Origin of the sequence: Streptomyces sp. RK62 (assembly GCF_018070255.1) — a bacterium.
GTDB lineage: Bacteria > Actinomycetota > Actinomycetes > Streptomycetales > Streptomycetaceae > Streptomyces > Streptomyces nigra.
Genome location: NZ_JAGPYD010000021.1, coordinates 61,224 through 83,152, shown reverse-complemented (window position 1 = coordinate 83,152; position 21,929 = coordinate 61,224). Strand labels below are relative to the sequence as shown.

The following is a 21,929-nucleotide window of genomic DNA, read 5'->3' as shown; positions in this document are numbered from 1 at the left end:
CGTGATCACGCAACACCGTTCCTTCACAGTGGCTGCATGAGCCGAGACATATGTGATGTGACACGAGCGAAGAACGGCCGGCCGGTCCACCCGGGGCGGAGCACCGCCCTGCGCCTGGCGGCCCTGTTGACGACGGCTGCCGTGACCGGCGTCGTGGCCCACCTGCTCGACCGCGGCCCCGGCGCCTCCTGGCCCTTGCCGCTGTCCACGGCGCTGCTGGTCGCGGTGGGGCTGCTCGTGGCGGCCGGTGTCCGTGCACGGTGGGCACGCCGCCACGGTCACGCACCGCCTTCGAGCGATACCGGTGCCCGGCCGCCCAGCGTGGAGCGGGCCGGGCGGTCGGGGCCGGACGAGGGTGTGGCGCGGCGCCGCGCGGCGAGCGTCCTGTGGCGGATGCGGACGACGGTGAAGGACGAGCCGGGCTCCCTGGCCGCGCTGTGCACGGCACTGGCGGGCCTCGGCGTGGACATCCTCAGCCTCCAGACGCATCCGCTCGCCGAGGGCACGGTGGACGAGTTCCTGCTGCGGGCCCCGGGTGACGTGGACGCGGACGGTCTGGTCGGCGCGGTCGCGGCGGCCGGGGGCACCCGGACCTGGATCGAGCGGGCCGACACCCACGATCTGGTGGACGCGCCGACCCGCGTGCTGGGCCTCGCCACCCGGACGGCCCTGGACGCGGCGGAACTCCCGCTCGCGCTGCGGCAGTTGCTGGGGCGGTGCACCATCCGCCAGCTGCCCGGCGTGCCCGCCACGGGTGGCCGGGGGCCGTCGCCGGTGCCGGTGGAGGGTGTGCTGGAGGAGACCGTGATGCGGCTGCGTGCGCCGGAGGGCGGGGTGATCACGGTGGAGCGGCCGTATCTGCCGTTCACCCCGACCGAGTTCGCGCGGGCTCGGGCGCTGGTGGAGCTGGACGCCCGGCTCGGTCCGCGTGTCCCGGCCGGCCAGGACGTCCTGACGCTCTCCGAGGGCGACGCGATCACCGTGCGCCGGGCGGACACCGGCGACCTGCGGGCCGCCCGGGAGATGCACGACCGCTGCTCGGCACGGACGCTCTCGATGCGGTACCACGGCCCGGTCGGGGACGCCGACCGCTATCTGAACCATCTGCTGAGCCCCCGCTACGGCCGCACCCTCGCCGTGCAGACGGCCTCCGGCCGGGTCGTCGGACTCGGGCATCTGCTGTGGGACGGCGACGAGACGGAGGTCGCGCTGCTGGTCGAGGACGCCTGGCAGCAGCGCGGAATCGGCGGTGAGCTGCTGTCCCGGCTGGTGGCGATGGCGGTCGAGGCGGGCTGCGAGAGCGTCTACGCCGTGACGCAGGCGTCCAACACCGGCATGGTGGCGGCGATGCGCTCCCTGGGTCTCCCGCTCGACTACCAGATCGAGGAGGGCACCCTGGTGATCACCGCCCGCCTTGACGCTCCCCGGCCGGCCGCCCCGCATCTGTCGGGCACCGGCGAGTTCGGCACCACGCCGGCGACGTAGCGCCGTCCGCGAGGAAACCGGCCGGAGCCCCGCTCTCCCCCCGTCAGCACGACGAGAGCGGGGTCCGGGCCGGGGTCAGTGGGCGCCGGCGGGTGCCCGGGTGCCGGTGTCGGCGGAGGTGGCGTCGGCCTCGGATGCCGTACCGCCCAGCGCCTGGTCCAGGTCGGCCCACAGGTCGTCGACGTCCTCCAGGCCCACGGACATCCGCAGCAGCCGGTCGCTCACGCCGGCGCCCCGGCGGTCGTCGGCGTCGACGATGCGGTGGCTGATGGACGCCGGGTGCTGGATGAGCGTGTCGACGCTGCCGAGGCTCACGGCGGGGGTGATCAGCCGGACACCGGCGATGACCTCGTGCGGGTCGCCCTTCACCTCGAAGGCGACCATGGCGCCGCCGATGCGCGGGTAGTGGACCCGTGCGACGCGCGGGTCGGCGGCGAGCCGGCGGGCCAGCTCGGCGGCGCTCTCCGAGGCGGCGCGCACCCGTACGGGGAGGGTGGCGAGGCCGCGCAGCAGCAGATATCCGGCGAGCGGGTGCAGGACGCCGCCGGTGGCGAATCGGATCTGCCGCAGCCGTCCGGCGAGCTCCTCGTCGCAGGCCACGACGCCCGCCATCACGTCGCCGTGGCCGCCGAGGTACTTGGTGGCGCTGTGCAGGACCAGCCGTGCGCCGTGCTCGGCGGGGCGCTGCAGGACGGGGGTGGCGAAGGTGTTGTCGGCGAGCAGCGGCACCGAGCCGCAGGCGTGGGCGACGGCCCGCAGATCCACCTCGGCGAGGGTCGGGTTGGCCGGGGTCTCCACCATGACCAGGCCGGTGTCCGGGCGCAGCGCGTCCGCGATGCCCGCGGGGTCGGTCCAGGTCACCTCCGAGCCGAGCAGCCCCGCGGTGAGCAGATGGTCGCTGCAGCCGTACAGGGGGCGTACGGCGACGACGTGGCGCAGGCCCATGGAGGACCGTACGAGGAGCACCGCGCTCAGGGCCGCCATGCCGCTGGCGAAGGCGACCGCGGCGTCCGTGCCCTCCAGCCGGGCGAGGGCGGTCTCGAAGCGGGCGACGGTCGGGTTGCCGAGGCGGCCGTAGACGGGCGGGCCGTCCGGCTCGGCGCCGGTGGCGGCGAAGGCGTCGATGCGGGCGGCCTCACCGCGGCTGTCGTACGAGGGGTAGGTGGTCGACAGGTCGATCGGCGGGGCGTGCAGGCCCTGCCGGGCGAGATCGTCGCGGCCGGCGTGCACGGCCTCGGTGGCGAGTGCTCTTGCTGCGGTGCGTGCGTCGTCGTACCCGGACATACGCTCGTTCGCCTCCCTGCTCGCTGGGTCCATGAGCGGAAGAGTGAACAGTGACCGGATCCATGCGGCTGAATCCCGTGTTACGTTCGGCCAATGGCGGAATCTGTCGTACTCGATCCGGTCGATCTGCATCTGCTGCGGCTTCTGCAGAACGACGCCCGGGCCACCTACCGGGATCTCGCGGCGCAGGTGGGCGTGGCTCCGTCGACGTGTCTGGACCGGGTGACGCGGCTGCGTCGCTCGGGGGTGATCCTCGGCCATCAGCTCCGGCTCGACCCCGCCAAGCTGGGCCGCGGTCTGGAGGCCCTGCTGTCGGTGCAGGTCCGGCCGCACCGCCGGGAGCTGGTGGGTCCGTTCGTGGAGCGGATCCGGGCGCTGCCGGAGTCCCGGAGCGTCTTCCATCTGACCGGACCGGACGACTACCTCGTCCATGTCGCCGTCGCGGACATGACGGATCTGCAGCGTCTGGTGCTGGACGAGTTCACCGCGCACCGTGAGGTGGCGCGGGTGGAGACGCGGCTGATCTTCCAGCAGTGGGACTGCGGGCCGCTGTTGCCACCCGGCGCGCCGAAGGGCACGCCCTGAGCGAAATCGAGCCGGTGAGGGGTGCCGCGGACGCCGTCCGGGCTGACGCGGGGGCGGCGGCCGTACGAGGATGGCGGCATGTCCGACACCAACACTCCACTGCCCCGTGAGGTCGCCGACGCGTATGTCGACGAGCTCGTCGCCCTCGACCCGTTCACCGGTACCTACCTGGGAGTGAAGGAGAGCAGCAGCAGGCTGCCCGACCTGTCCCCGGCCGGCCAGGAGGCGCTCGCCGAACTGCAGCGCGCCACGCTCGCGCGTCTCGACGAGGCGGAGCGCAGGCCCGGCGCGGACAGCGACAGCGAGCGCCGGTGCGCGCGGCTGCTGCGCGAGCGGCTCACCGCCGAGCTCGCCGTGCACGACGCCGACGAGGGGCTGCGCGCGGTCGGCAACATGGCGACGCCCGCCCACACGGTCCGCGAGATCTTCACGGTGACGCCGAGCGAGACCGACGAGGACTGGGCGGCGATCGCCGAGCGGCTGCGCGCCGTGCCTGCGGCCTACGCGGGCTACCGGGAGTCCCTTGAGCTCGGCCTGGAGAGGAAGCTGTACGCGGCGCCGCGGCCGACGGCCACGTTCGTCGAGCAGCTCACCGAGTGGGCGGGCCCGGACGGCGGGCGCGGCTGGTTCGAGGACTTCGCCGCCGGCGGCCCCGAGGCGCTGCGCGCGGAGCTGGACGAGGCGGCCAGGGCGGCGACGGCGGCCGTGGCCGGGCTGCGCGACTGGATGCGGGACGTGTACACGCCGGCGATCGAGGGCGCGCCGAACACGGTGGGCCGCGAGCGGTACGCCCGCTGGGTGCGCTACTTCAACGGCATCGACCTGGATCTGGACGAGGCGTACGCCTACGGGTGGTCCGAGTACCACCGGCTGCTCGGCGAGATGAGGAAGGAGGCCGAGCGCGTCCTGCCGGGCGCGGCGACCCCGTGGGTGGCGCTGGCGCACCTCGACGAGCACGGCAAGCACATCGAGGGCGTGGACGAGGTCCGCGACTGGCTGCAGGGCCTGATGGACGAGGCCATCGAGAAGCTGGACGGCACGCACTTCGAACTCGCCGAGCCGGTACGGAAGGTGGAGTCCCGTATCGCCCCGCCCGGCGGCGCGGCGGCCCCCTACTACACGCCTCCGTCGGAGGACTTCTCGCGGCCGGGCCGTACCTGGCTGCCGACGATGGGCCAGACCCGCTTCCCGGTCTACGACCTCGTCTCCACCTGGTACCACGAGGGTGTGCCGGGGCACCACCTCCAGCTCGCGCAGTGGGTGTACGTGGCCGGGAACCTCTCCCGCTACCAGGCCTCCATCGGCATGGTCAGCGCCAACGCCGAGGGCTGGGCGCTGTACGCGGAGCGGCTGATGGACGAGCTGGGCTTCCTCACGGACCCGGAGCACCGGCTCGGCTATCTGGACGCGCAGATGATGCGGGCCGCGCGCGTCATCGTCGACATCGGTATGCACCTGGAGCTGGAGATCCCGGCGGACTCGCCGTTCCACCCGGGCGAGCGCTGGACGCCGGAGCTGGCGCAGGAGTTCTTCGGCGCGCACAGCAGCCGCCCGGCGGACTTCGTGGAGAGCGAGCTGACCCGCTATCTGACCATCCCGGGTCAGGCCATCGGCTACAAGCTGGGCGAACGGGCCTGGCTGCTGGGCCGGGAGAAGGCGCGGCAGCGGCGCGGCGACGCCTTCGACCTCAAGGCGTGGCACATGGCGGCCCTGTCCCAGGGGTCGCTGGGCCTGGACGACCTGGTCGACGAACTGGCCGCGCTCTGACAGAGAGAGTCAACGCCGGAACCCGCCCTCGGAGTTGACGACCTCGCCGGTGATCCAGCCCGCCTCGTCCGTGGCCAGCCACGCGATGAGGCGGGCCGGGTCGTCGGGCATTCCCCAGCGCCCGCCGGGGAAGCGCTCCGCGACGGCGTCGTAGGCGTCACCGGTCAGGTAGTCGGTGTCGACGGGGCCGGGGTTGACGGTGTTCACGGTGATGCCGCGCTCGGCGAGCGTGGTGGCCAGGGAGCGGGTGATCGAGGCGAGGGCGCCCTTCTGGAGGGCGTAGGCGATCTCGCCGGGCATGCCGCCCGCGATGTCCTGCCCGGACGTCATCATGACGACGCGTCCGCCGGGACCGGCCGGCCGGAGCCGTGCGTGGGCCTGGACGAGCAGGAGCACGGAGCGGGTGTCGACCGCCCAGTGGGCGTCGAGCATCGCCGCGTCGATCTCGTCGAGTGTGCCGTCGCCGCCGCTCAGGGCGTGGTTGGCGACGAGGATGTCGAGGCGGCCGCCGAGCGCCGAGGCGGCCGTGGCGATGAGTTCGGCGGGTGCGGCCGGGTCGGAGAGGTCGCCGGGGCCGGCCACGACGCGTGCGCCGGGGTCGCCGAGCGCCTCACGCACGGAGGCCACGACGTCCTCGGGACGGTCGGCACCCCAGGGCGTGGCGGCGTCGTGCGGGACGTGGTGGTGCAGATAGACGCCGGCGCCGTAGGCGGCGAGCCGGCGGGCGACGGCGTGTCCGATGCCGCCGCGCCGGCTGGCGCCGGTCACCAGGGCGGTACGGCCGCGCAACGGCAGCGGGTCGCGGCGTAGTTCGTCGGTGCTGGGGTGTGGGAGTCGCGGCATGACAGATCATCATGCGGGCCGCTCCCCGGCCGCGCACCTGGTTATCGGGGCGCGCTTCGGTTCAGTGCGCGAGTCTCCGCAGCTGGACCAGGATCAGCCAGGTCTCGGGGCCCGGCCGGGCGTGCGCGGCGCGGACGGCGTACGTCCCCGGGGTGAGGGGCACCCGCAGATGCTCGGTGCGTTCGGTCTCGCCGCCCGGCCACGCCGAGTCGAACAGCACCACCGGGCCGGGCACCTTCCAGTGGACCTCGTGCCCCCAGTCCGCCGTGGCGAGGGCGGACGGCACCCCGGCGAGCAGGTCCGCCTCGGAGTCGGCGGCGCACCACCGCACGAAGACGCCGTGGGCCGGGAGGTAGGCGGTGGACGCGGGTTCGTCGCCGAGGACCAGGGCGGCGCCGTCCCCGACCGGGAGGAGACCGACGGCGGCGTCGACCTCGCAGGCCCGGTCGTAGTCCGAGGCGGTCTCGTCGCCGTCGGCGCCGGCCCAGAACGGAAGGACCGTCTCCGGCACGGCTATCAGCGGGCCGCCCCCCGACTCGATCCACTCCAGCGTCCCTGGTTCCGCGTAAGTCACCATGGCAGCAGAACCTACACGCAGGGCCCCGGCCCGGGTCAGGGTGTCCAACAGGCGTCTCAGCAGCCGCAGTCCGCGTCGGTCGCGGGGGCGGTGAGCGGGTCGGCGGGCCGGTTCTCACGGCCCTCCCAGGTCTCGTACGCGAAGCCCTCGCGCACCCAGTACTCGAAGCCGCCGAGCATCTCCTTGACCTGGTAACCGAGTTCGGCGAGGGCGAGTGCGGCGCGGGTCGCCCCGTTGCAGCCGGGGCCCCAGCAGTACGTCACCACGGGCACGGACCGGTCGAGGAGGTCCCCGGCCTGCTCCGGGATGAGCGCGGTGGGCAGATGCACGGCGCCGGGGATGTGCCCCTGGTCCCAGGCCGCGGTGGACCGGGAGTCGAGGACGACGAATCCGGGGTCGGTGCCGGCCGCGAGCCCGGCGGCGACGTCGGACACGTCCGCGTGGAAGGCGAGGCTCGCCCGGAAGTGGGCGGCGGCTTCGGCGGGCGCGGCGGGGGCGACCCGCAGGACGGGGTTCACGGCGGGGACGGCGGCGGTCATGGTCGTGCCCTTCGGATCGATCGGCGGGCCGGAATCCCGCCCGTCTGATGATCCAAAATCTACGGTCGCCGGCCGCCGCCCTGAAGGAGCGTTCCCCGGCGCTGACCTTGATCCGCCGGTGAATCCCCTGCTATCTCTCACTCATGACCGCGTATTCCCCGGACGCCACCGACTGGCGCATCCTCGACGTCCTCCAGCGGGACGGCCGCGCCAGCTACGCCGAACTCGCCCGCGCCGTCTCCATGTCCGCGAGCGCGGTCACCGAGCGGGTGCGCCGCCTGGAGGAGGCGGGCGTCATCCAGGGGTACGCCGCGGTCGTCGACCCCGAGCGGCTGGGCCTGCCCATCCTGGCCTTCGTCCGCCTGCGCTACCCCCACGGCAACTACAAGCCCTTCCACGACCTGGTCGCCGCCACCCCGGAGGTCCTGGAGGCCCATCACGTCACGGGCGACGACTGCTTCGTCATCAAGGTCATGGCCCGCTCGATGCGGCACCTGGAGGAGGTCTCCGGCCGCATCGGCGCCCTGGGTTCGGTGACGACGAGCGTGGTGTACTCCTCACCGCTGCCCCGGCGGGCGGTGGGTCAGTGACCGCGCCGGCGGAGCACCGATCCCGTCCGGTCCTTGACGACCTCCAGTTGGGCGTGGATGCGGCGGCGCAGGTCGGGGACGTGGCTGACGATGCCGACGCTCCGGTCGCGTTCGCGGAGTGAGTCGAGGACGTCGAGGACCTCGTCGAGGGTCTGGTCGTCGAGGCTGCCGAAGCCCTCGTCGATGAAGAGGGTGTCGAGGCGCACCCCGCCCGCCTCGTCGGTGACGACGTCGGCGAGGCCCAGGGCGAGGGCGAGGGAGGCGAAGAAGGTCTCGCCGCCCGACAGGGTCGCCGTGTCGCGCTCGCGTCCGGTCCAGGCGTCGACGACGTGCAGGCCGAGGCCGCTGCGGCCGCGGCCGGTGCGGTCGTCGGAGTGGACGAGGGTGTAGCGGCCGGACGACATGCGCTGCAGCCGGACGGTCGCGGCGGCCGCGACCTGCTCCAGCCGGGCGGCGAGCACGTACGACTCCAGCCGCATCCTGCGTTCGTTGTCCGCCGAGGTGCCGGCGGCGAGGGCGGCGAGGCGGGCCACCCGCTCGTACTCCGTGCGCAGCGGGGCGAGGTCGCGTACCGCGCGCGCCGCGCGTGTGGAGAGGCGGTCGAGTTCGGTGCAGCGGCGGGCGGCCGCGTCCCGGGCGGAGGCGGCGTCGCGGGTCCGTCGGGCCGCGGCCTCGGCGGCGCGCTCCGCCGCCGCGAGGTCCGCGGGGGGACGCCGGGCGGCGGACGCGGTGTCGGCCTCGGCGAGGACCGCGCGGACGGCGGACTCCTCGGACTGCCAGGCGTCCAGGCGGCGTTGGAGCTCGCGGTGGGTGGCGTCGTCGAGGAGGGCGTCGGCCGCGTCCCGCGGGGTGTCGAAGCCGGCGCGGAAGGCGGCGTCGGCCAGCCGGGCGTCGGCGTCCTTGAGGCGTCGGGCGGTGTCCTCGGCGGCGCGCGCGGTGTCGGCGGCGTCGGTGAGCAGGGCCACCTGCCGCTCCAGCTGGGTGGCGCGCGCGGTCACGCTGGCGGCGGTGCCGCGCGCCTGCGTCAGCTCGGCCTCCAGGCCGGCCTGCTCGCGGTCCAGCCGCTCGCGGTGACCGACCCGTGCCGCGGCCCGTACGTCCGCCTGCTGCCGGGCGGCGGTGCGCCGCTCGTGTTCCGCCTCGGCGCGGCGCAGCTCCTCGTGGGCGGCGTGCAGCGCGGAGGCGTCCCGGCGGGCCACCGCGTACTGCCGCTCCACGTCCTCGGCGGCTTCGGCGAGGCGGTCGGTCGGCAGGTCGCCGGCCTCGGCGGTGGCGGCGGCCAGCGCCTCACGGACGACGCCGAGGTGCTGCTCGGCCTCGGCGAGCCGCTCCTCCGCCTGCCGGGTGGCGGCGAGCGCGCGTTCCTCGGCCTCGCGGTCGACATGGCCGGCGTCCTTGCGGGCGGGCGCGGGGTGCTCGGTGGCGCCGCAGACGGCGCATGCCTCGCCGTCCTGGAGCTGTGCGGCCAGTTCGGCGGCGATGCCGCTGAGGCGGCGTTCCCTGACGTCGAGCCAGTGCGCCTTGGCGGCGAGCGCCCGCTCCTGGGCCTGTGCGACGCGGGCGGCGGCGGTCTCCGTGTCGCCGGCGAGCTGGTCGCGCAGCCGGGCGGCGGCGAGCCGCTGCCGGGCCGGTTCCCTCTGGGCGGCGAGCTGGTCGGCGCGGTGCGCGGCCTCCTGGGCGGACTCGATCGCCGTCTGCAGACGGGTCCGGGTGTCCTCCCAGCCGGCGAGCCAGGTCTCCGCCTCGGCCCGGACGTCGTCGTCGGCCCGCTCCTGGCGGTCCAGTTCGGCGCGTTCGCCGACGAGTTCGCTCAGGCGCAGCTCGCCTCGGCGCGCCGATTCCAGGCCGCCCAGTTCCTCGGCGGCCCGGCGCGCGGCACCCGCGAAACCGGCCGCGCCGCCGTCGTCGAAGACGGCCTTGAGGCGGGTGTCGTCGCCGAGGGCGTGCCGTAGCAGGTCACGCGCGCGTGCCTGGGCGGCGGCGGCCCTGCGGTGCTCGGCCTCGGCGGCGTCGCGCAGCTGCAGGGCCGGTGCCACCGCCTCGGCCTTGCGGCCCCGCTCCATACGGGCCTGTGCGGCACGGTGGGCGTCGGCCCGGGTCTCCAGCGCGCGGGCGCGCTCCTGCGCCTCGGCGAACCGCCTTTGCAGCCGCGCCACTTCGCGTGCGTCGGCCAGGGCGCGGTCGGCGTCGGCCTGGGCGTCCTCGGCTGCCGCGAGGCGGCTCTGGGCGACGGTGAGTTCCTCGCGGGCGGTGCTGCGGGCGACGGCGGCGGCGGTGAGGACGGCCTCGGCGAGGCCGGGTTCCCCGGGGGTGAGTGCGGGCAGCTCCATGGCGTGCCCGGCCGCCTGCTGCATACGGTGGGCGTCAGCCAGCAGCGCGGCGTCGCCGTCGCGGACGCGGGCCTCGGTGGTGCGGCGGCGTTCGGCGAGGCGCTTCTCGACCTCGGCGAAGCGGTGGGTGTCGAAGAGACGGCCCAGCAGCTTGCCCCGGGCCTCGGCGTCGGCGCGCAGGAAGCGCGCGAAGTCTCCCTGGGGCAGCAGGACGACCTGGCAGAACTGCTCGCGGCTCATGCCGAGGAGCTGGGTGACCTCCTCGCCGATCTCCTGGTGGGAGCGGCTGAGGTCCTTCCATGCGCCGGCGCGCGGGTCGTATTCACGCAGCCAGGTCTGGGCCTTGTCGAGCGTGGTGCCCGTGCCGCGCTTCTTCGGGCGCTCCCACGGGGGCTGGCGGGTGATCTCCAGACGGCGTCCGGCGACGGTGAGTTCGAGGCGGACCTCGGTGCGGGTGCCGGCCGCCGCGTGGTCGCTGCGCAGGGTGAGGCCCTGGCCGCTCTGCCGGGCGCCGGGCACGGAGCCGTAGAGCGCGTAGCAGACGGCGTCCAGGACGGAGGTCTTGCCGGCGCCGGTCGGTCCGTGCAGCAGGAACAGGCCTGCCTGGGACAGCGCGTCGAAGTCGACGGACTGGGTGCCGCCGAAGGGCCCGAAGGCCGTCAGGTCCAGCCGGTGGAGCCTCACCGGGCCACCTCCCGCACGGCCTCGTCGGCGCGCACGGCGTCGAACGCGTCCCGCAGCACGGCCTGTTCATGGGCGTCGGGTCCGGCGCCGCGCACATGGGTCACGAAGTCCTCCGCGATCTCCTGGTCGCTGCGTCCGGCCAGCCGGCGCGCATAGGACACGGCGGGCTCTCCGGGCACGCGCTCGGGGTCGAAGACGAGGCTGAGGGTGTGCGGGAAGCGCTCGGCGAGCCGGGCCATGGGGTCGGCGGGGCGCACCGCGTCGGTGAGCGTGGCCTCGATCCAGGACTCCTCGTGCGGGCGCAGGGCCGGATCGGCGAGCAGGCCCTCCAGGGTCCCCCGGATCCGCGCCAGGGGCCGGGGCACCGGGCAGTCGATCCGCTCCGCCGTGACCGCGCCGCCCGCGTCCAGGTCGACGAGCCACATGCTCTTGCGGTGCCCGGCCTCCGAGAACGAGTACGGCAGCGGGGAGCCCGAGTAGCGGACGCGTTCGGCGATGGTCTGGCAGCCGTGCAGATGCCCCAGTGCGACGTAGTCGACGCCGTCGAAGACGCCGGCGGGCACCGCGGCCACCCCGCCGACGGTGATGTCCCGCTCGCTGTCGCTGGGCTCGCCGCCGGTGACGAAGGCGTGGGCGAGGACGACCGACCGGGTGCCGGGGGCGCGCTTTGCGAGGTCGGCGCGGACCTGCTGCATGGCGGCGGCGAGCACGGCCTCGTGCCCGGCCTTGTCGACGCCGAGGCCGTCCTTGACGAGGGCCGGCTCCAGATAGGGCAGCCCGTAGAAGGCGACGTCGCCGTGGTCGTCGGCCAGGACCACGGGGGTGCCGCAGGTCTTCGGGTCGGTCCGCAGATGGATGCCGGCGCGGCCCATGAGGCCGGCGCCGACGCCGAGCCGGCGCGCGGAGTCGTGGTTGCCGGAGATCATCACGGTCGGCACACCCAGGTCGGCCAGCCGGTGCAGCGCGTCGTCGAACAGCTCCACGGCGGCGAGCGGCGGCACCGCCCGGTCGTACACGTCCCCCGACACGAGCACCGCGTCCACGTCGTGCTCGCGCACGGTGGAGACGAGGTGCCCGATGAACTCGGCCTGGGCGCCGAGCATGTTGACCCGGTGGAACGCGCGGCCGAGGTGCCAGTCGGAGGTGTGCAGCAGTCTCATGATCCCCCGACCCTATCGGCCGGGTCTGACAACGCAGGCGGTTACTCCCGTATCGCCCGGTCTCGCCCGTTCCCGCCGGCACGCCCGTGTCGGCCGCTCATCCGCCATACCAGGCACGGCATTTCAGACATGTCAGGAAACGCGCTCCTCGGTGACCAGTTGGTCCGCGAGCCGGCGGGCCTGGGTCAGCAGGGTGCCGTAGGTGGCCAGGGCCTCGGGGTCCTCCAGCACGCCGTCGGGCAGCCGCCGGTGCAGATCGTCCAGGGTGCGGCGCATGGCGTCGACGACCTGGCGCAGCTCCTCGTCCACCTTCGCGTCGTAGCCGCCCGGGGCGAACCGGCTCTGCGGGTACAGGCAGATCGCGCGGGCGCTGCCGCGCAGGAAGTCGGCGTACGACTCGCTGACCGCCGGACCCGGCCGGGGCTGTGGCCGCCCGCCGCCGCTGGACTCCAGCACGGCCCGGGTGACGCCGGAGGTGTGGACGGCGACGTAGTCGAGGACGGTCACCGCGTCGTCGTACTCCTGGCCGGGCGGTGCCTCCGCGAGCTTGCGGCGGCGCGGGTTGACGCGCAGGCTCTCCCGGCTCCAGCCGACCGCCGAGCGGGCCTGCTCGACGAGCCGGAACAGGCGCAGCGCGCGTTCGTGCAGTTCCCGCGCGGGCTCGCCGTCCCACTCGCCGGCGGCCAGCCGGTCCGCGACCGCCTCCAGGATCCGCCGGGCCTCGTCGGCGGCCTCCTCCAGCGCCACGCGCGTGCCGCGCAGATACACCGGCGGCCGGATCAGCGCGTTCACGGCGATGCCCACGAACGCGCCGAAGCACGCCTCGGCGATCCGGGTGGCCGACGCCATCAGCGTGACGGGGCCGCTGGTCAGCACGAACAGCGCGCCGGTGGCGGCGTAGATGCCCTGGCTGCCGAGCCGCCCCCAGTTGCCGAGCAGCACCACGACCGGCAGTACGAAGGCCATCGCCAGCGTCGGGGAGTTCAGCAGCATGGCCACGCCGGTGGCCACGACGGTGCCCGTGGCGATGGCCGCGAGTTGCTGCAGCCCGCGCGCGATCGACCGGAACACCGTCGACTCCACCAGCACGATGGCCACCCAGGGCGCGACGAACGCGTTCGGCGCCTTGAGCCACCAGCCGGCCACCAGCCACGCCACGCAGGCCGCCAGGGCAGCCTTGCCGGCCTGGATCGCCACGTCCCGTTCGGGGCCCGGCCGGGTCCACGCCCGCCGGACCGACTCTCCCAGGCTGCGGGCACCGCGCCGGGCGCGTACCGCCGTCTCACTCATCCCCATGCCCTGCAGGTGCCACATACGGCGCGATGAATGCGGCCCACGACCCGATCGACGCGGCGTGTGGCGGGCCTCACGCGCGCGTGGGGCCACTCCGGGTCAGGCGTCGCCGTACGCCTCTCCGCCGAGTTCGAGGACGGCCGTACCCGCGGTGGCGTCCGCGAGCCAGGCCCGGAACGCCTCCACGTCGGCGTCGGGCAGCCCGATCTCGAGGGTGACGGCCTCCGCGTACCGGACGTCCCGTACGTCGCGGCCGGTGGACCTCAGGTCGTTCTGCACCTTGCCCGCGCGCTGGTGGTCGACGGTGACGGTGGCGAGCCGGAAGCGGCGCCGGGTGAGGGTGCCCACGGCGTCCAGCGCCTCGCCGACCGCTCCGCCGTATGCCCGGATCAGGCCGCCCGCGCCGAGCTTCACGCCGCCGTAGTAGCGGGTGACGACGGCGACGACGTACCGCATGTCGCGGCGCAGCAGCATCTGGAGCATGGGGAGCCCGGCCGTGCCGCCGGGCTCGCCGTCGTCGCTGGCCTTCTGCACGGAGGCGTCGGCGCCGATGACGTAGGCCCAGCAGTTGTGGGTGGCGTCCGCGTGCTCCTTGCGCACGCGCGCGACGAAGTCCTGCGCCTCCTGCTCGGTGGCGGCCGGCGCGAGCGCGCAGATGAAGCGCGAGCGGTTGATCTCGGTCTCGTGCACACCCGCGCGGGCGACGGTGCGGTACTCGTCCTGCATCCGGCCAGCCTAAGCCGCCCCTCGTCCGGCCAGGCACGCGCGTGCGTGCCCGCCCGGTCAGCCCTTCCGTCCCCGCGCCACCATGACGTCCGTCAGCAGCGCCGTGCCCGGCGTGAGGTCGCGCCAGGCGGGGCCGTGCCAGGCCAGGACGGCCGCGGCGGCCGTCGGGAACTTCGTGCCGACCTCGTCCAGCAGGTCGTCGAGGCCGTCCCCGGCGAGGTCGAGGACCAGTTCCTCCAGACCGGGGTTGTGGCCGACCAGGAGCAGCGTCCCGACCTCTGGGGGCGCCTGGTGCACGACGGCCAGCAGATCAGGGACGCCCGCCGCGTACAGCCGCCGGTCATGACGGACCGGCGGCGGTGTCCCCCATTGGGCGCACGCCAGGTCCCAGGTCTGCCGCGCGCGTACGGCGGTGGAGCACAGGGCGAGGTCCGGCAGGCAGTCGGCCTCGGCGAGCAGCCGGCCGGCGACCGGGGCGTCACGCCGGCCGCGCGCGGCGAGCGGCCGCTCGTGGTCGGGCAGCTCGTCCGGCCAGGCCGACTTCGCGTGCCGCAGCACGACCAGCCGGCGCAGCGGGCCCGCCCCGATGTGGGCGCTCACCGCGGACTCCCCAGGTCCCGGGTGAGCTCGACGCCGAGGAGCCGGTCGGCGTGGGCGAACGTCTCGAAGCGGGCGCCGTCCGGCAGGTCCGGCGCGCTCTCCACCCGGCGCAGGACGCCGAGCACCCCGGGGATGTCCAGGTCGTCCTCCCAGGCGGTGCGCAGCTCGGTCCGCACCTCGTCGGGCACGGGACGCGACGGCCGCCGCGCCCAGTCGGCGACGGCGTGCCGCCAGCGCGCGAGGGTGGCGTGGGCCTCCTCCAGCGTCTCCGCGTCGAGCGACAGAGGGACGCCCCGGCGCCGGCCGAGCAGCGCGAGGCGCAGGACGGCCGGGTCGGCGTCCTCGGGCGGCGCGGGCGCGTGCACGGCGGCGACGGCCACGCGGACGCCGTCCGGTTCCGCGCCGCCCTCGCGCACGACGTGCAGGACCTGCGTCTCGCCGAGCCCGGAGGCGGCGTCCCGGCCGTCCTCGAAGGGCCGGATGCCGAGCGCGGCGGCCCCGGCCCGCAGCTCCGCCTGCTGCCGCTCCTCGTCCAGCAGCGCCCACACCGGTGTGCCCCCGAGTTCCAGGGCGCGCACGAGGAGGTCCGCGACGAGCAGGACCCGCAGGGCGGTGACGTCGAAGCCCTCGGTATGCGCCTCGATACGGGTCAGGCCCCGCCGGGCGGGCGCGGCGTCGACGGGCTGGCCGGTTCGGGCGTCGATGATGCGCAACACGGAGCGAGCGTAGGCGCCCGAGCGGCCGTCCGCAGCCGTCGGGCCCGCTTCCCGCGCGGCGTGCCGCGCTCCGGGGTCCTCCGAGCTGTCGCCTCCCGGGGCCGCGTCGGCGGGCCGGTCGTCCGTGGGCCGGTCACCCATAGGGCCACGGCCCGCCCACGCGCGCGCAGGCGCTGTGGGTGCTGTCGTACCCGGGCATCGCCACCCCCTGCCGTGCGGACTGCCCGCACGGTACTGCGCACCGGCCCACCCGCACAGGCGTGCGGGCGGGCTTCCGGATCGACACGCCCGCTGATCGACGCGTCGGCTGATCGACACGCCGGCTGATCGACACGCCGGCAGCGGGAATCGTCACGGCCCGTCATCCGTTGGGGAAGGCGAAGGCAGTGGGACAAGGCGAGTGCCTCGCCTTCCCCGGCTGAACGACGACACAGAAGGAGGCCGGCGGTGTACGGAGACGACGCGGCGGTCCGCAGGATCCTCGGCGAACTCGGCGACACGTGGGCCGTCGTGGGCCTGTCGTCCAACCGGGGACGGGCGGCGTACGGCGTCGCGGAGGTGCTCCAGCGCTACGGCAAGCGCATCGTGCCGGTCCACCCGAAGGCCGAGACGGTCCACGGCGAGCAGGGCTACGCGTCGCTCGCGGACATCCCCTTCGACGTCGACGTGGTCGACGTCTTCGTGAACAGCGACCTCGCGGGCGCGGTCGCCGACGAGGCCGTCGCCAAGGGCGCCAAGGCCGTCTGGTTCCAGCTCGGCGTCATCGACGAGGCGGCCTACGACCGTACGCGCGCGGCGGGCCTGGAGATGGTCATGGACCGCTGCCCGGCGATCGAGATACCCCGCCTCGGCTGACCGGACGCCCGGTCGCCACCCGTCTCCCCTCCCCCGGACGGCCCCTCCATAATGCTCGGGTGACTTCGACCTCCCCCCACACCAACTCCCCTGCCCCGCGCCGCTTTCCGGTGGTGATCGTGGGCGCCGGCCCGGCCGGTCTGACCGTCGGCAACATCCTGCGGGCCGCGTCCGTCGACTGCCTGGTCCTGGAGACCGAGAGCCGCGCCTTCATCGAACAGCGGCCACGCGCGGGGGTGTTGGAGGAGGGGGCCGTCCGCGGGCTGGAGCGGCGGGGGCTGGCGGACACCCTGCTGCGGCGGGCGCAGCGGCACACGGAGTGCGAGTTCCGGTTCGACGGGCGGCGCCACCGGTTCGCGTACACGGAGCTGACGGGCGTTCATCACTGGGTGTATCCGCAGCAGTTCCTGGTGACGGACCTGGTGCGGGAGTACGCGGACGTACGCGGCGGCGAGATCCGCTTCGGCGTCCGGGACGTCGAACTGCACGACGTGGACGGCGACCACCCCTCGGTGTCGTACGTCTGCCCGGAGACGGGGCGGCGCGAGGTGGTGCGGTGCGACTTCGTCGCCGGGTGCGACGGCGCGCGCGGCGTGACGCGGGACGCGATACCGGAGGGCCGCACCCGCACGTCCCGCGGCGACTACGGCATCGGATGGCTGGCCCTGCTCGCCGAGGCGCCGCCGTCGGCGGACAGCGTGGTGTTCGGCATGCATCCGCGCGGGTTCGCCGGCCATATGCCGCGCAGTGCCGACGTGACCCGCTACTACCTGCAGTGCCCGCCGGACGACGACCCGGAGAACTGGCCGGAGGACCGGGTGTGGGCGGAGCTCAGGGAGCGGCTCGGGGCGGACGGCGCACCGCCGCTGACCGAGGGGCGGCTCATCGAGAAGCGCGTGCTGGAGATGCACAACTACGTGGTGGAGCCGATGGTGTCCGGGCGGCTTCTGCTGGCGGGCGACGCGGCGCATCTGACCGCGCCCATCGCCGCCAAGGGCATGAACCTCGCGCTGCACGACGCCTTCCTGCTCGGCGACGCACTCGCCGCCCACCTCACGAAGGGCGACAGCACCGGCCTGGACGGATACTCCGCCGCCTGCCTCGAGCGGGTCTGGGACTACCAGGAGTTCTCGCACTGGCTGTCCGAGGTGTACCACGGCGTCTCGTCGGGCGACCCGTACCGCGCGGGCACCACGCTGGCGCGGCTGCGCCGGGTGTTCGCCTCGCCGGTTGCGGCGCGGGCGTTCGCCGAGCAGTACCTCGGACAGCCCGCCACCCGCTGACGGTCGCCCCGGCGCGCCTCAGTCGTGCGGCGGCCGGTCGCTGAGCCGGTGGTCCGCGACGTTCAGGGCCTCGTCGACGAGGCGGCGCAGATGCCCGTCGCGCAGGGAGTAGATCACCCGCCGGCCCTCCTTGCGCGTGTCCACCAGCCCGGCGAGCCGCAGCCGGGCCAGGTGCTGGCTGACGGCGGGCCGGGCGGCCCCGCACGCCTCGGTGAGCGTCGTGACGTCGGCCTCCCCTGCGGTGAGGGCGTGCAGCAGGGTGAGCCGGGTGCGGTCGCCGAGCAGGGCCAGGACCTCGGCGGCGAGCGCGAACTGCTCCTCGCCGGGGCTGCGCGGATGCGCACCGTGCGCAGGTGATAGGTGCATGCGTGCGCTCATACGCACATAATGGCCCCGTGGGCGGCCGGCCGTCCACCTCCGCGCATCGGAAGGGGATCGCCGTGAGCGACGGTCACGCGCATGGACAGGACGGACACGGACACGAGCACGACGAGGGCCGGCACGGCATGGCGGGCACCCCCCACGGCCACGGGCGCCCTCACACCCACGGGCATCCGCACACCCACGAAAGCCCACACGCCCGGGCCTCCCGCCCCCACGGCCTGGCCCACCTCCTGCGCCCCCACTCCCACGAGACGGCCGACAAGCTCGACGCCGCGCTGGAGTCGTCGGCCCGTGGGATGCGGGCGCTGTGGGTCTCCCTCGTGGTCCTCGGCGTGACGGCGCTGGCCCAGGCAGTCGTCGTGGCCGTCTCCGGTTCGGTGGCGCTGCTGGGCGACACGGTGCACAACGCCGCCGACGCGCTGACGGCCGTGCCGCTCGGGATCGCCTTCGTCCTGGGACGGCGCGCGGCGACCCGCCGCTTCACCTACGGGTACGGCCGCGCCGAGGACCTGGCGGGCCTCGTCATCGTCCTCACCATCGCCGCGTCCGCGGCCTTCGCGGGCTGGACGGCCGTGGCCCGGCTGCTGGACCCGCGCCCCATGGAGCACATCCCGGTGGTGGCGGTGGCGGCGCTGATCGGCTTCGCCGGGAACGAGTGGGTGGCCCGGTACCGGATCCGGGTCGGCCGTGCCATCGGCTCGGCGGCGTTGGTCGCCGACGGACTGCACGCCCGCACCGACGGGTTCACCTCACTCGCGGTGCTGGCGAGCGCGGCCGGCGCGGCCCTGGGGTGGCAACTGGCCGACCCGGTCGTCGGGCTCGCGATCACGGCTGCGATCGTGCTGGTGCTGCGCGACGCGGCGCGCGAGGTGTTCCGGCGTGTGCTGGACGCCGTGGACCCGGCCCTGGTGGACCGGGCCGAGCGGGCCCTCCGCGGTGTCCCGGGCGTCCGGGAGGTCGGCGAACTGCGGCTGCGCTGGATCGGGCACCGGCTGCGCGCCGAGGTGGCGGTGGTCGTGGACGGCGAGGCGACGGTGCGTCAGGCGCACGCGATCGCGGTCGACGCCGAGCACGCGCTGCTGCACGCCGTCCCCCGGCTCACCGCGGCCCTGGTGCACGCCGATCCGGCGCCGGTGGCGGGCGAGGCGGACCCGCACCACGCGCTCGCGCACCACATGACCGCGTGAGAGCGGCGCCTCAGCCGGCGGCGACGCCGAGCCCCTCCAGCACGACCGCTCCGGGCAGTTCGGCGAACGCCTTGCCCGGGACCAGCAGCTTGCCGCGCCGGCGTCCGCTGCCGACCAGCACATACGGCAGGTCGACGACGGCCGGGTCGACCAGCAGGGGCCAGGACTCGGGCAGGCCGATCGGGGTGATGCCGCCGTACTCCATGCCGGTCTCGCCGGTGGCGGTGTCCATGGAGGCGAAGGACGCCTTGCGGGCGCCGAGCCGGCGGCGCACGACGCCGTTCACGTCGGCGCGGGTGGTGGACAGGACGAGGCAGGCCGCCAGGGTCGTCTCCCCGCCGCGCTTGCCGGCGACGACCACGCAGTTCGCGGACGCCTCGAGCAGGTCCTGCCCGTAGTGCTCGACGAAGACGGCGGTGTCGGCCCACCGCGGGTCGGTGTCGACGTGGAGGATCTGCTCGGCGGGGACGCTGCCCTGCCAGTTCCGGACGGCGTCGGCGACGGGGCTGATCAGCTCGTCGAGGCACTCGGGAGCGGGTGTGACGGTGTCGAAGTGACCGATGGGTGCGTCCATGACGGCACGCTAACAGGCGCTCGGCGGACGCCGGGAGGGACGTCTCAGCGTGCGGGCGGCACGGAGACCGCCAGCATCCACTCGGCGGGGACGTCGCCCTTGTTGCCGTACACGTGCGGGGCGTCGGCCTCGAAGGTGGCGCTCGCGCCGGCCGGTACGCGGTGCTCCACGCCGTCGACGGTGAGGGTCAGTTCACCGGAGGTGACGTGCAGGATCTCGACGGTGCCGGCCGGGTGCGGGTCCGAGCTGGTGCTCTCGCCGGGCATCATCCGCCACTGCCACATCTCCAGCGGGCCGGGCGCCTCGGCCCCGGCGAGGAGCCGGCTGTGGCTGCCGGCCTCGGTGTGCCACAGCCGTACGACCTGGTCCGGCGGGACGACCCGCACCCTGGGCCCCTGCTCGTAGTCGAGGAGCGTGGTGATGCTGACGCCCAGCGCGTCACCGATCTTGACGACGGTGCCGAGGCTGGGGTTGGTGCGGGCCTGCTCGATCTGGATGAGCATGCCGCGGCTGACGCCCGCCCGTGTCGCGAGCACGTCCAGCGTGAAGCCGCGCATGGTCCGCCAATGCTTGACGTTGCGCGCCAGGGACTGGGTCAGCAGGTCGAGGTCCGACACATTCCGTCCTTGCGGAGTCCAATATTCTGGATGACAGAGTTCACCAGAAAGCACTATCGTGTGGTGCACCCGATCGTGCACCGAACTGTACTGCGAGGCCCCTGTGACAGCACTCTTCGCTCTGGCCACCAGCCTGCTCTGGGGCCTGGCGGACTTCGGCGGAGGCGTGCTGACCCGGCGCACCCCCGCTCTGACGGTGGTCGTCGTCTCGCAGACGATCGCGGCGGCCGTCCTCGGTGTGATCGTCCTGGCCACGGGCGCCTGGAGCGAGGCGGGGCCACGGCTGTGGTGGGCCGTCGCGGCCGGTCTGGTGGGGCCGGTCGCCCTGCTGTGCTTCTACAAGGCGCTCGCGCTCGGCCCCATGGGCGTGGTCTCCCCGCTCGGCACGGTGGGCGTGGCCGTCCCGGTCGGGGCGGGTCTCTTCCTGGGCGAGCGGCCCGGACTGATGCAGATCGCGGGGATCGCGGTGGCGGTGCTCGGCGTGGTGCTGGCGGGCGGACCGCAGCTGCGAGGCGCTCCCGTCCAGCGGCAGGCCATCCTGCTGACGCTGATCGCGGCCTTCGGCTTCGGCACGGTCTTCGTACTGGTCGCGGAGGCGTCGACCACCATCACCGGTCTGTTCCTGGCGCTGTTCGTGCAGCGCGTCGTCAATGTGGGGGCGGGCGGGCTGGCGCTGTATGTCTCGGTGCGGCGCGGGGCGCCCGCCCTCCCGGACGACGGTTTCCCCTGGCGGTCGCTGCCCGCGCTCGCGTTCGTCGGTCTCGCCGACGTCGCCGCGAACGGCACCTATGTGGTCGCCGCACACCATGGCCCGGTGACCGTGGCCGCCGTACTGGCCTCGCTGTACCCGGTGGTGACGGCTCTGGCGGCGCGGGGCGTGCTGCGGGAGCGACTGGCGGTCGTGCAGGCGGCGGGCGCCGGGCTCGCCCTGGTGGGCACGGTGCTGCTGGCCGCGGGTTAGCCGATCGGCGCCAGGGTGGAAGGGGTCACGTCAGGACTCGGCGCCCGGGAGGGAGCGGCCGCGCCGAATGGGAGGGACCGCGTCAGGACTCGGTGGCCGGTTCCGCCAGCTCGGCCGTCGCGCGCTCGTCCAGCTCCGCCAGCCGCGCCACGGTCTCCTCGTCCAGGTCGGCCAGCGCCTGGAGCTGACCGGGGGTGACGCCGTCCGGGATCGGCACCGGTGCCGGGGTGCGCAACGGCGGCTGCCAGCCCTCCTCGGGCGTCCAGCGCCGTACGACACGGGCGGGCGCGCCCGCCACCACGGCGTGGTCGGGGACCGTGCCGCGGACGACCGCGCCGGCGGCGACCACGACGTTCCGCCCGATGGTCGCGCCCGGCAGGATCACCGCGCCGGTGCCGATCCAGCAGCCGGGGCCTATCGCGACCGGCTCCATCCGCGGCCACTGCCGGCCGATGGGCTCGTGCGGGTCGTCGTAGGAGTGGTTGGTGGAGGTGACGTAGACGTACGGGCCGAAGTAGCAGTCGCTGCCGATGGTCACCGTCGTGTCGGCGATGACATGGCTGCCGCGGCCGAGGACGACGCCGTCGCCGATGCGCAGGATCGGCTCCGGGCCGAGGTCGAGGTCGGGCATCAGACCGGCCGTGAGGGTGACCTGCTCGCCGACGATGCAGTGCGAGCCCAGATGGATCCACGGTTCGCCGAAGACCGTGCCGAGCGGGAAGGCCAGCCGGGTGGCCTCGCCGAGGGAGCCGAACCGGAAGCGGCCGGGGTGCTCCGCCGTCACCGAACCCGTGCGCTGCGCCCACGCCCAGCCCGCGTGGACGGCGCGCTGCGCCAGTCGGCGTCGCCAGGATGAGAACGTGTTCTTGCGCTTGGGCACGGCCTCACG

22 protein-coding genes are annotated in these 21,929 nt (G+C 74.6%); 8 read left to right on the top strand and 14 right to left on the bottom strand.

The window, feature by feature from the left end:
- Positions 1 to 36: 36 nt before the first annotated feature.
- Positions 37 to 1,485 (top strand): GNAT family N-acetyltransferase, encoded by a 1,449-nt coding sequence (locus KBY32_RS32010; protein WP_210982540.1) that lies wholly within the window; start codon positions 37 to 39, stop codon positions 1,483 to 1,485.
- Between the two features lie 75 nt (positions 1,486 to 1,560).
- Here the strand turns inward: KBY32_RS32010 and KBY32_RS32005 are convergent, their stop codons facing one another.
- Positions 1,561 to 2,769 carry a PLP-dependent aspartate aminotransferase family protein gene (locus KBY32_RS32005; RefSeq protein ID WP_247690301.1) on the bottom strand — a complete coding sequence of 403 codons (1,209 nt, stop codon included), beginning with the start codon at positions 2,767 to 2,769 and terminating at the stop codon, positions 1,561 to 1,563.
- A 93-nt stretch (positions 2,770 to 2,862) separates the two neighbouring features.
- On the opposite strand from KBY32_RS32005, the gene KBY32_RS32000 reads away from it, so the two are divergent.
- Complete coding sequence (locus KBY32_RS32000; RefSeq protein ID WP_055622392.1) at positions 2,863 to 3,354, top strand: Lrp/AsnC family transcriptional regulator; 492 nt, start codon at positions 2,863 to 2,865, stop codon at positions 3,352 to 3,354.
- Between the two features lie 78 nt (positions 3,355 to 3,432).
- A complete protein-coding gene (locus tag KBY32_RS31995) occupies positions 3,433 to 5,121 on the top strand; it encodes a DUF885 domain-containing protein (RefSeq protein WP_210982538.1) in 1,689 nt (562 codons plus the stop codon).
- A 9-nt stretch (positions 5,122 to 5,130) separates the two neighbouring features.
- Here the strand turns inward: KBY32_RS31995 and KBY32_RS31990 are convergent, their stop codons facing one another.
- From KBY32_RS31990 to KBY32_RS31980, 3 genes are all read right to left on the bottom strand, one after another.
- On the bottom strand, positions 5,131 to 5,964 hold the full coding sequence (locus KBY32_RS31990) for an SDR family oxidoreductase (RefSeq protein WP_210982537.1): 834 nt from the start codon (positions 5,962 to 5,964) through the stop codon (positions 5,131 to 5,133).
- Positions 5,965 to 6,025: 61 nt separating this feature from the next.
- A complete protein-coding gene (locus tag KBY32_RS31985) occupies positions 6,026 to 6,541 on the bottom strand; it encodes an immunity 21 family protein (protein WP_210982536.1) in 516 nt (171 codons plus the stop codon).
- Between the two features lie 56 nt (positions 6,542 to 6,597).
- Positions 6,598 to 7,080 carry a rhodanese-like domain-containing protein gene (locus KBY32_RS31980; protein WP_115509061.1) on the bottom strand — a complete coding sequence of 161 codons (483 nt, stop codon included), beginning with the start codon at positions 7,078 to 7,080 and terminating at the stop codon, positions 6,598 to 6,600.
- Between the two features lie 143 nt (positions 7,081 to 7,223).
- Here KBY32_RS31980 and KBY32_RS31975 point away from each other — a divergent pair, with 143 nt between their 5' ends.
- Positions 7,224 to 7,670 carry an Lrp/AsnC family transcriptional regulator gene (locus KBY32_RS31975; RefSeq protein WP_210982535.1) on the top strand — a complete coding sequence of 149 codons (447 nt, stop codon included), beginning with the start codon at positions 7,224 to 7,226 and terminating at the stop codon, positions 7,668 to 7,670.
- Here KBY32_RS31975 and KBY32_RS31970 read toward each other — a convergent pair.
- The 6 genes from KBY32_RS31970 to KBY32_RS31945 form a co-directional block, all read right to left on the bottom strand.
- Entirely contained in the window at positions 7,664 to 10,684 is a 3,021-nt protein-coding gene (locus KBY32_RS31970) for an AAA family ATPase (protein ID WP_210982534.1), read from the bottom strand. The genes KBY32_RS31975 and KBY32_RS31970 overlap by 7 nt on opposite strands.
- Positions 10,681 to 11,844, bottom strand: a complete 1,164-nt coding sequence (locus KBY32_RS31965) for an exonuclease SbcCD subunit D (RefSeq protein ID WP_210982533.1) — start codon at positions 11,842 to 11,844, stop codon at positions 10,681 to 10,683. Before KBY32_RS31965 ends, KBY32_RS31970 begins: the two co-directional genes overlap by 4 nt.
- A 132-nt stretch (positions 11,845 to 11,976) precedes the next feature.
- Positions 11,977 to 13,140: an aromatic acid exporter family protein gene (locus tag KBY32_RS31960; protein ID WP_210982532.1), complete on the bottom strand. Its 1,164-nt coding sequence runs from the start codon at positions 13,138 to 13,140 to the stop codon at positions 11,977 to 11,979.
- 96 nt (positions 13,141 to 13,236) lie between these two features.
- The gene (locus KBY32_RS31955) at positions 13,237 to 13,863 is read right to left on the bottom strand and encodes a YigZ family protein (protein WP_055622400.1); all 627 of its coding nucleotides are present in this window, start codon (positions 13,861 to 13,863) and stop codon (positions 13,237 to 13,239) included.
- A gap of 57 nt (positions 13,864 to 13,920) precedes the next feature.
- Positions 13,921 to 14,463, bottom strand: coding sequence for a histidine phosphatase family protein (locus tag KBY32_RS31950; RefSeq protein ID WP_210982531.1), 543 nt, complete (start codon positions 14,461 to 14,463; stop codon positions 13,921 to 13,923).
- Positions 14,460 to 15,179, bottom strand: coding sequence for a hypothetical protein (locus tag KBY32_RS31945; protein ID WP_210982530.1), 720 nt, complete (start codon positions 15,177 to 15,179; stop codon positions 14,460 to 14,462). The genes KBY32_RS31950 and KBY32_RS31945 overlap by 4 nt, the downstream gene beginning before the upstream one ends.
- Positions 15,180 to 15,626: 447 nt before the next feature.
- On the opposite strand from KBY32_RS31945, the gene KBY32_RS31940 reads away from it, so the two are divergent.
- A complete protein-coding gene (locus KBY32_RS31940) occupies positions 15,627 to 16,034 on the top strand; it encodes a CoA-binding protein (RefSeq protein ID WP_210982529.1) in 408 nt (135 codons plus the stop codon).
- A gap of 59 nt (positions 16,035 to 16,093) precedes the next feature.
- Positions 16,094 to 17,317: a 4-hydroxybenzoate 3-monooxygenase gene (locus tag KBY32_RS31935; protein WP_210982528.1), complete on the top strand. Its 1,224-nt coding sequence runs from the start codon at positions 16,094 to 16,096 to the stop codon at positions 17,315 to 17,317.
- An 18-nt stretch (positions 17,318 to 17,335) separates the two neighbouring features.
- Here KBY32_RS31935 and KBY32_RS31930 read toward each other — a convergent pair whose 3' ends face one another.
- A complete protein-coding gene (locus KBY32_RS31930) occupies positions 17,336 to 17,695 on the bottom strand; it encodes a metalloregulator ArsR/SmtB family transcription factor (RefSeq protein WP_055622404.1) in 360 nt (119 codons plus the stop codon).
- A 128-nt stretch (positions 17,696 to 17,823) separates the two neighbouring features.
- Here KBY32_RS31930 and KBY32_RS31925 point away from each other — a divergent pair, with 128 nt between their 5' ends.
- A complete protein-coding gene (locus KBY32_RS31925; RefSeq protein ID WP_210982556.1) occupies positions 17,824 to 18,888 on the top strand; it encodes a cation diffusion facilitator family transporter in 1,065 nt (354 codons plus the stop codon).
- 10 nt (positions 18,889 to 18,898) lie between these two features.
- Here KBY32_RS31925 and KBY32_RS31920 read toward each other — a convergent pair whose 3' ends face one another.
- Both KBY32_RS31920 and KBY32_RS31915 read right to left on the bottom strand, forming a co-directional pair.
- Complete coding sequence (locus KBY32_RS31920; protein WP_108705844.1) at positions 18,899 to 19,462, bottom strand: YbaK/EbsC family protein; 564 nt, start codon at positions 19,460 to 19,462, stop codon at positions 18,899 to 18,901.
- 44 nt (positions 19,463 to 19,506) lie between these two features.
- Positions 19,507 to 20,079, bottom strand: coding sequence for an XRE family transcriptional regulator (locus KBY32_RS31915; protein WP_055622406.1), 573 nt, complete (start codon positions 20,077 to 20,079; stop codon positions 19,507 to 19,509).
- 103 nt (positions 20,080 to 20,182) lie between these two features.
- Between KBY32_RS31915 and KBY32_RS31910 the strand changes: the two genes are divergently transcribed.
- Positions 20,183 to 21,040: a DMT family transporter gene (locus tag KBY32_RS31910; protein WP_210982527.1), complete on the top strand. Its 858-nt coding sequence runs from the start codon at positions 20,183 to 20,185 to the stop codon at positions 21,038 to 21,040.
- A gap of 82 nt (positions 21,041 to 21,122) precedes the next feature.
- On the opposite strand, the gene KBY32_RS31905 is transcribed toward KBY32_RS31910, so the two are convergent.
- A complete protein-coding gene (locus tag KBY32_RS31905; RefSeq protein WP_115509053.1) occupies positions 21,123 to 21,920 on the bottom strand; it encodes an acyltransferase in 798 nt (265 codons plus the stop codon).
- Positions 21,921 to 21,929: the final 9 nt, after the last annotated feature.

Bases quoted from the DNA above. Each gene is read 5' to 3' on its own strand.
- KBY32_RS31965 (WP_210982533.1), bottom strand. From the start codon at position 11,844: ATGAGACTGCTGCACACCTCCGACTGGCACCTCGGCCGCGCGTTCCAC.
- KBY32_RS31985 (WP_210982536.1), bottom strand. From the start codon at position 6,541: ATGGTGACTTACGCGGAACCAGGGACGCTGGAGTGGATCGAGTCGGGG.
- KBY32_RS32000 (WP_055622392.1), top strand. From the start codon at position 2,863: ATGGCGGAATCTGTCGTACTCGATCCGGTCGATCTGCATCTGCTGCGG.
- KBY32_RS31920 (WP_108705844.1), bottom strand. From the start codon at position 19,462: ATGGACGCACCCATCGGTCACTTCGACACCGTCACACCCGCTCCCGAG.
- KBY32_RS31930 (WP_055622404.1), bottom strand. From the start codon at position 17,695: ATGAGCGCACGCATGCACCTATCACCTGCGCACGGTGCGCATCCGCGC.
- KBY32_RS31995 (WP_210982538.1), top strand. From the start codon at position 3,433: ATGTCCGACACCAACACTCCACTGCCCCGTGAGGTCGCCGACGCGTAT.
- KBY32_RS31955 (WP_055622400.1), bottom strand. From the start codon at position 13,863: ATGCAGGACGAGTACCGCACCGTCGCCCGCGCGGGTGTGCACGAGACC.
- KBY32_RS31990 (WP_210982537.1), bottom strand. From the start codon at position 5,964: ATGCCGCGACTCCCACACCCCAGCACCGACGAACTACGCCGCGACCCG.
- KBY32_RS31925 (WP_210982556.1), top strand. From the start codon at position 17,824: ATGGCGGGCACCCCCCACGGCCACGGGCGCCCTCACACCCACGGGCAT.
- KBY32_RS32010 (WP_210982540.1), top strand. From the start codon at position 37: ATGAGCCGAGACATATGTGATGTGACACGAGCGAAGAACGGCCGGCCG.
- KBY32_RS32005 (WP_247690301.1), bottom strand. From the start codon at position 2,769: ATGTCCGGGTACGACGACGCACGCACCGCAGCAAGAGCACTCGCCACC.
- KBY32_RS31980 (WP_115509061.1), bottom strand. From the start codon at position 7,080: ATGACCGCCGCCGTCCCCGCCGTGAACCCCGTCCTGCGGGTCGCCCCC.
- KBY32_RS31975 (WP_210982535.1), top strand. From the start codon at position 7,224: ATGACCGCGTATTCCCCGGACGCCACCGACTGGCGCATCCTCGACGTC.
- KBY32_RS31960 (WP_210982532.1), bottom strand. From the start codon at position 13,140: ATGGGGATGAGTGAGACGGCGGTACGCGCCCGGCGCGGTGCCCGCAGC.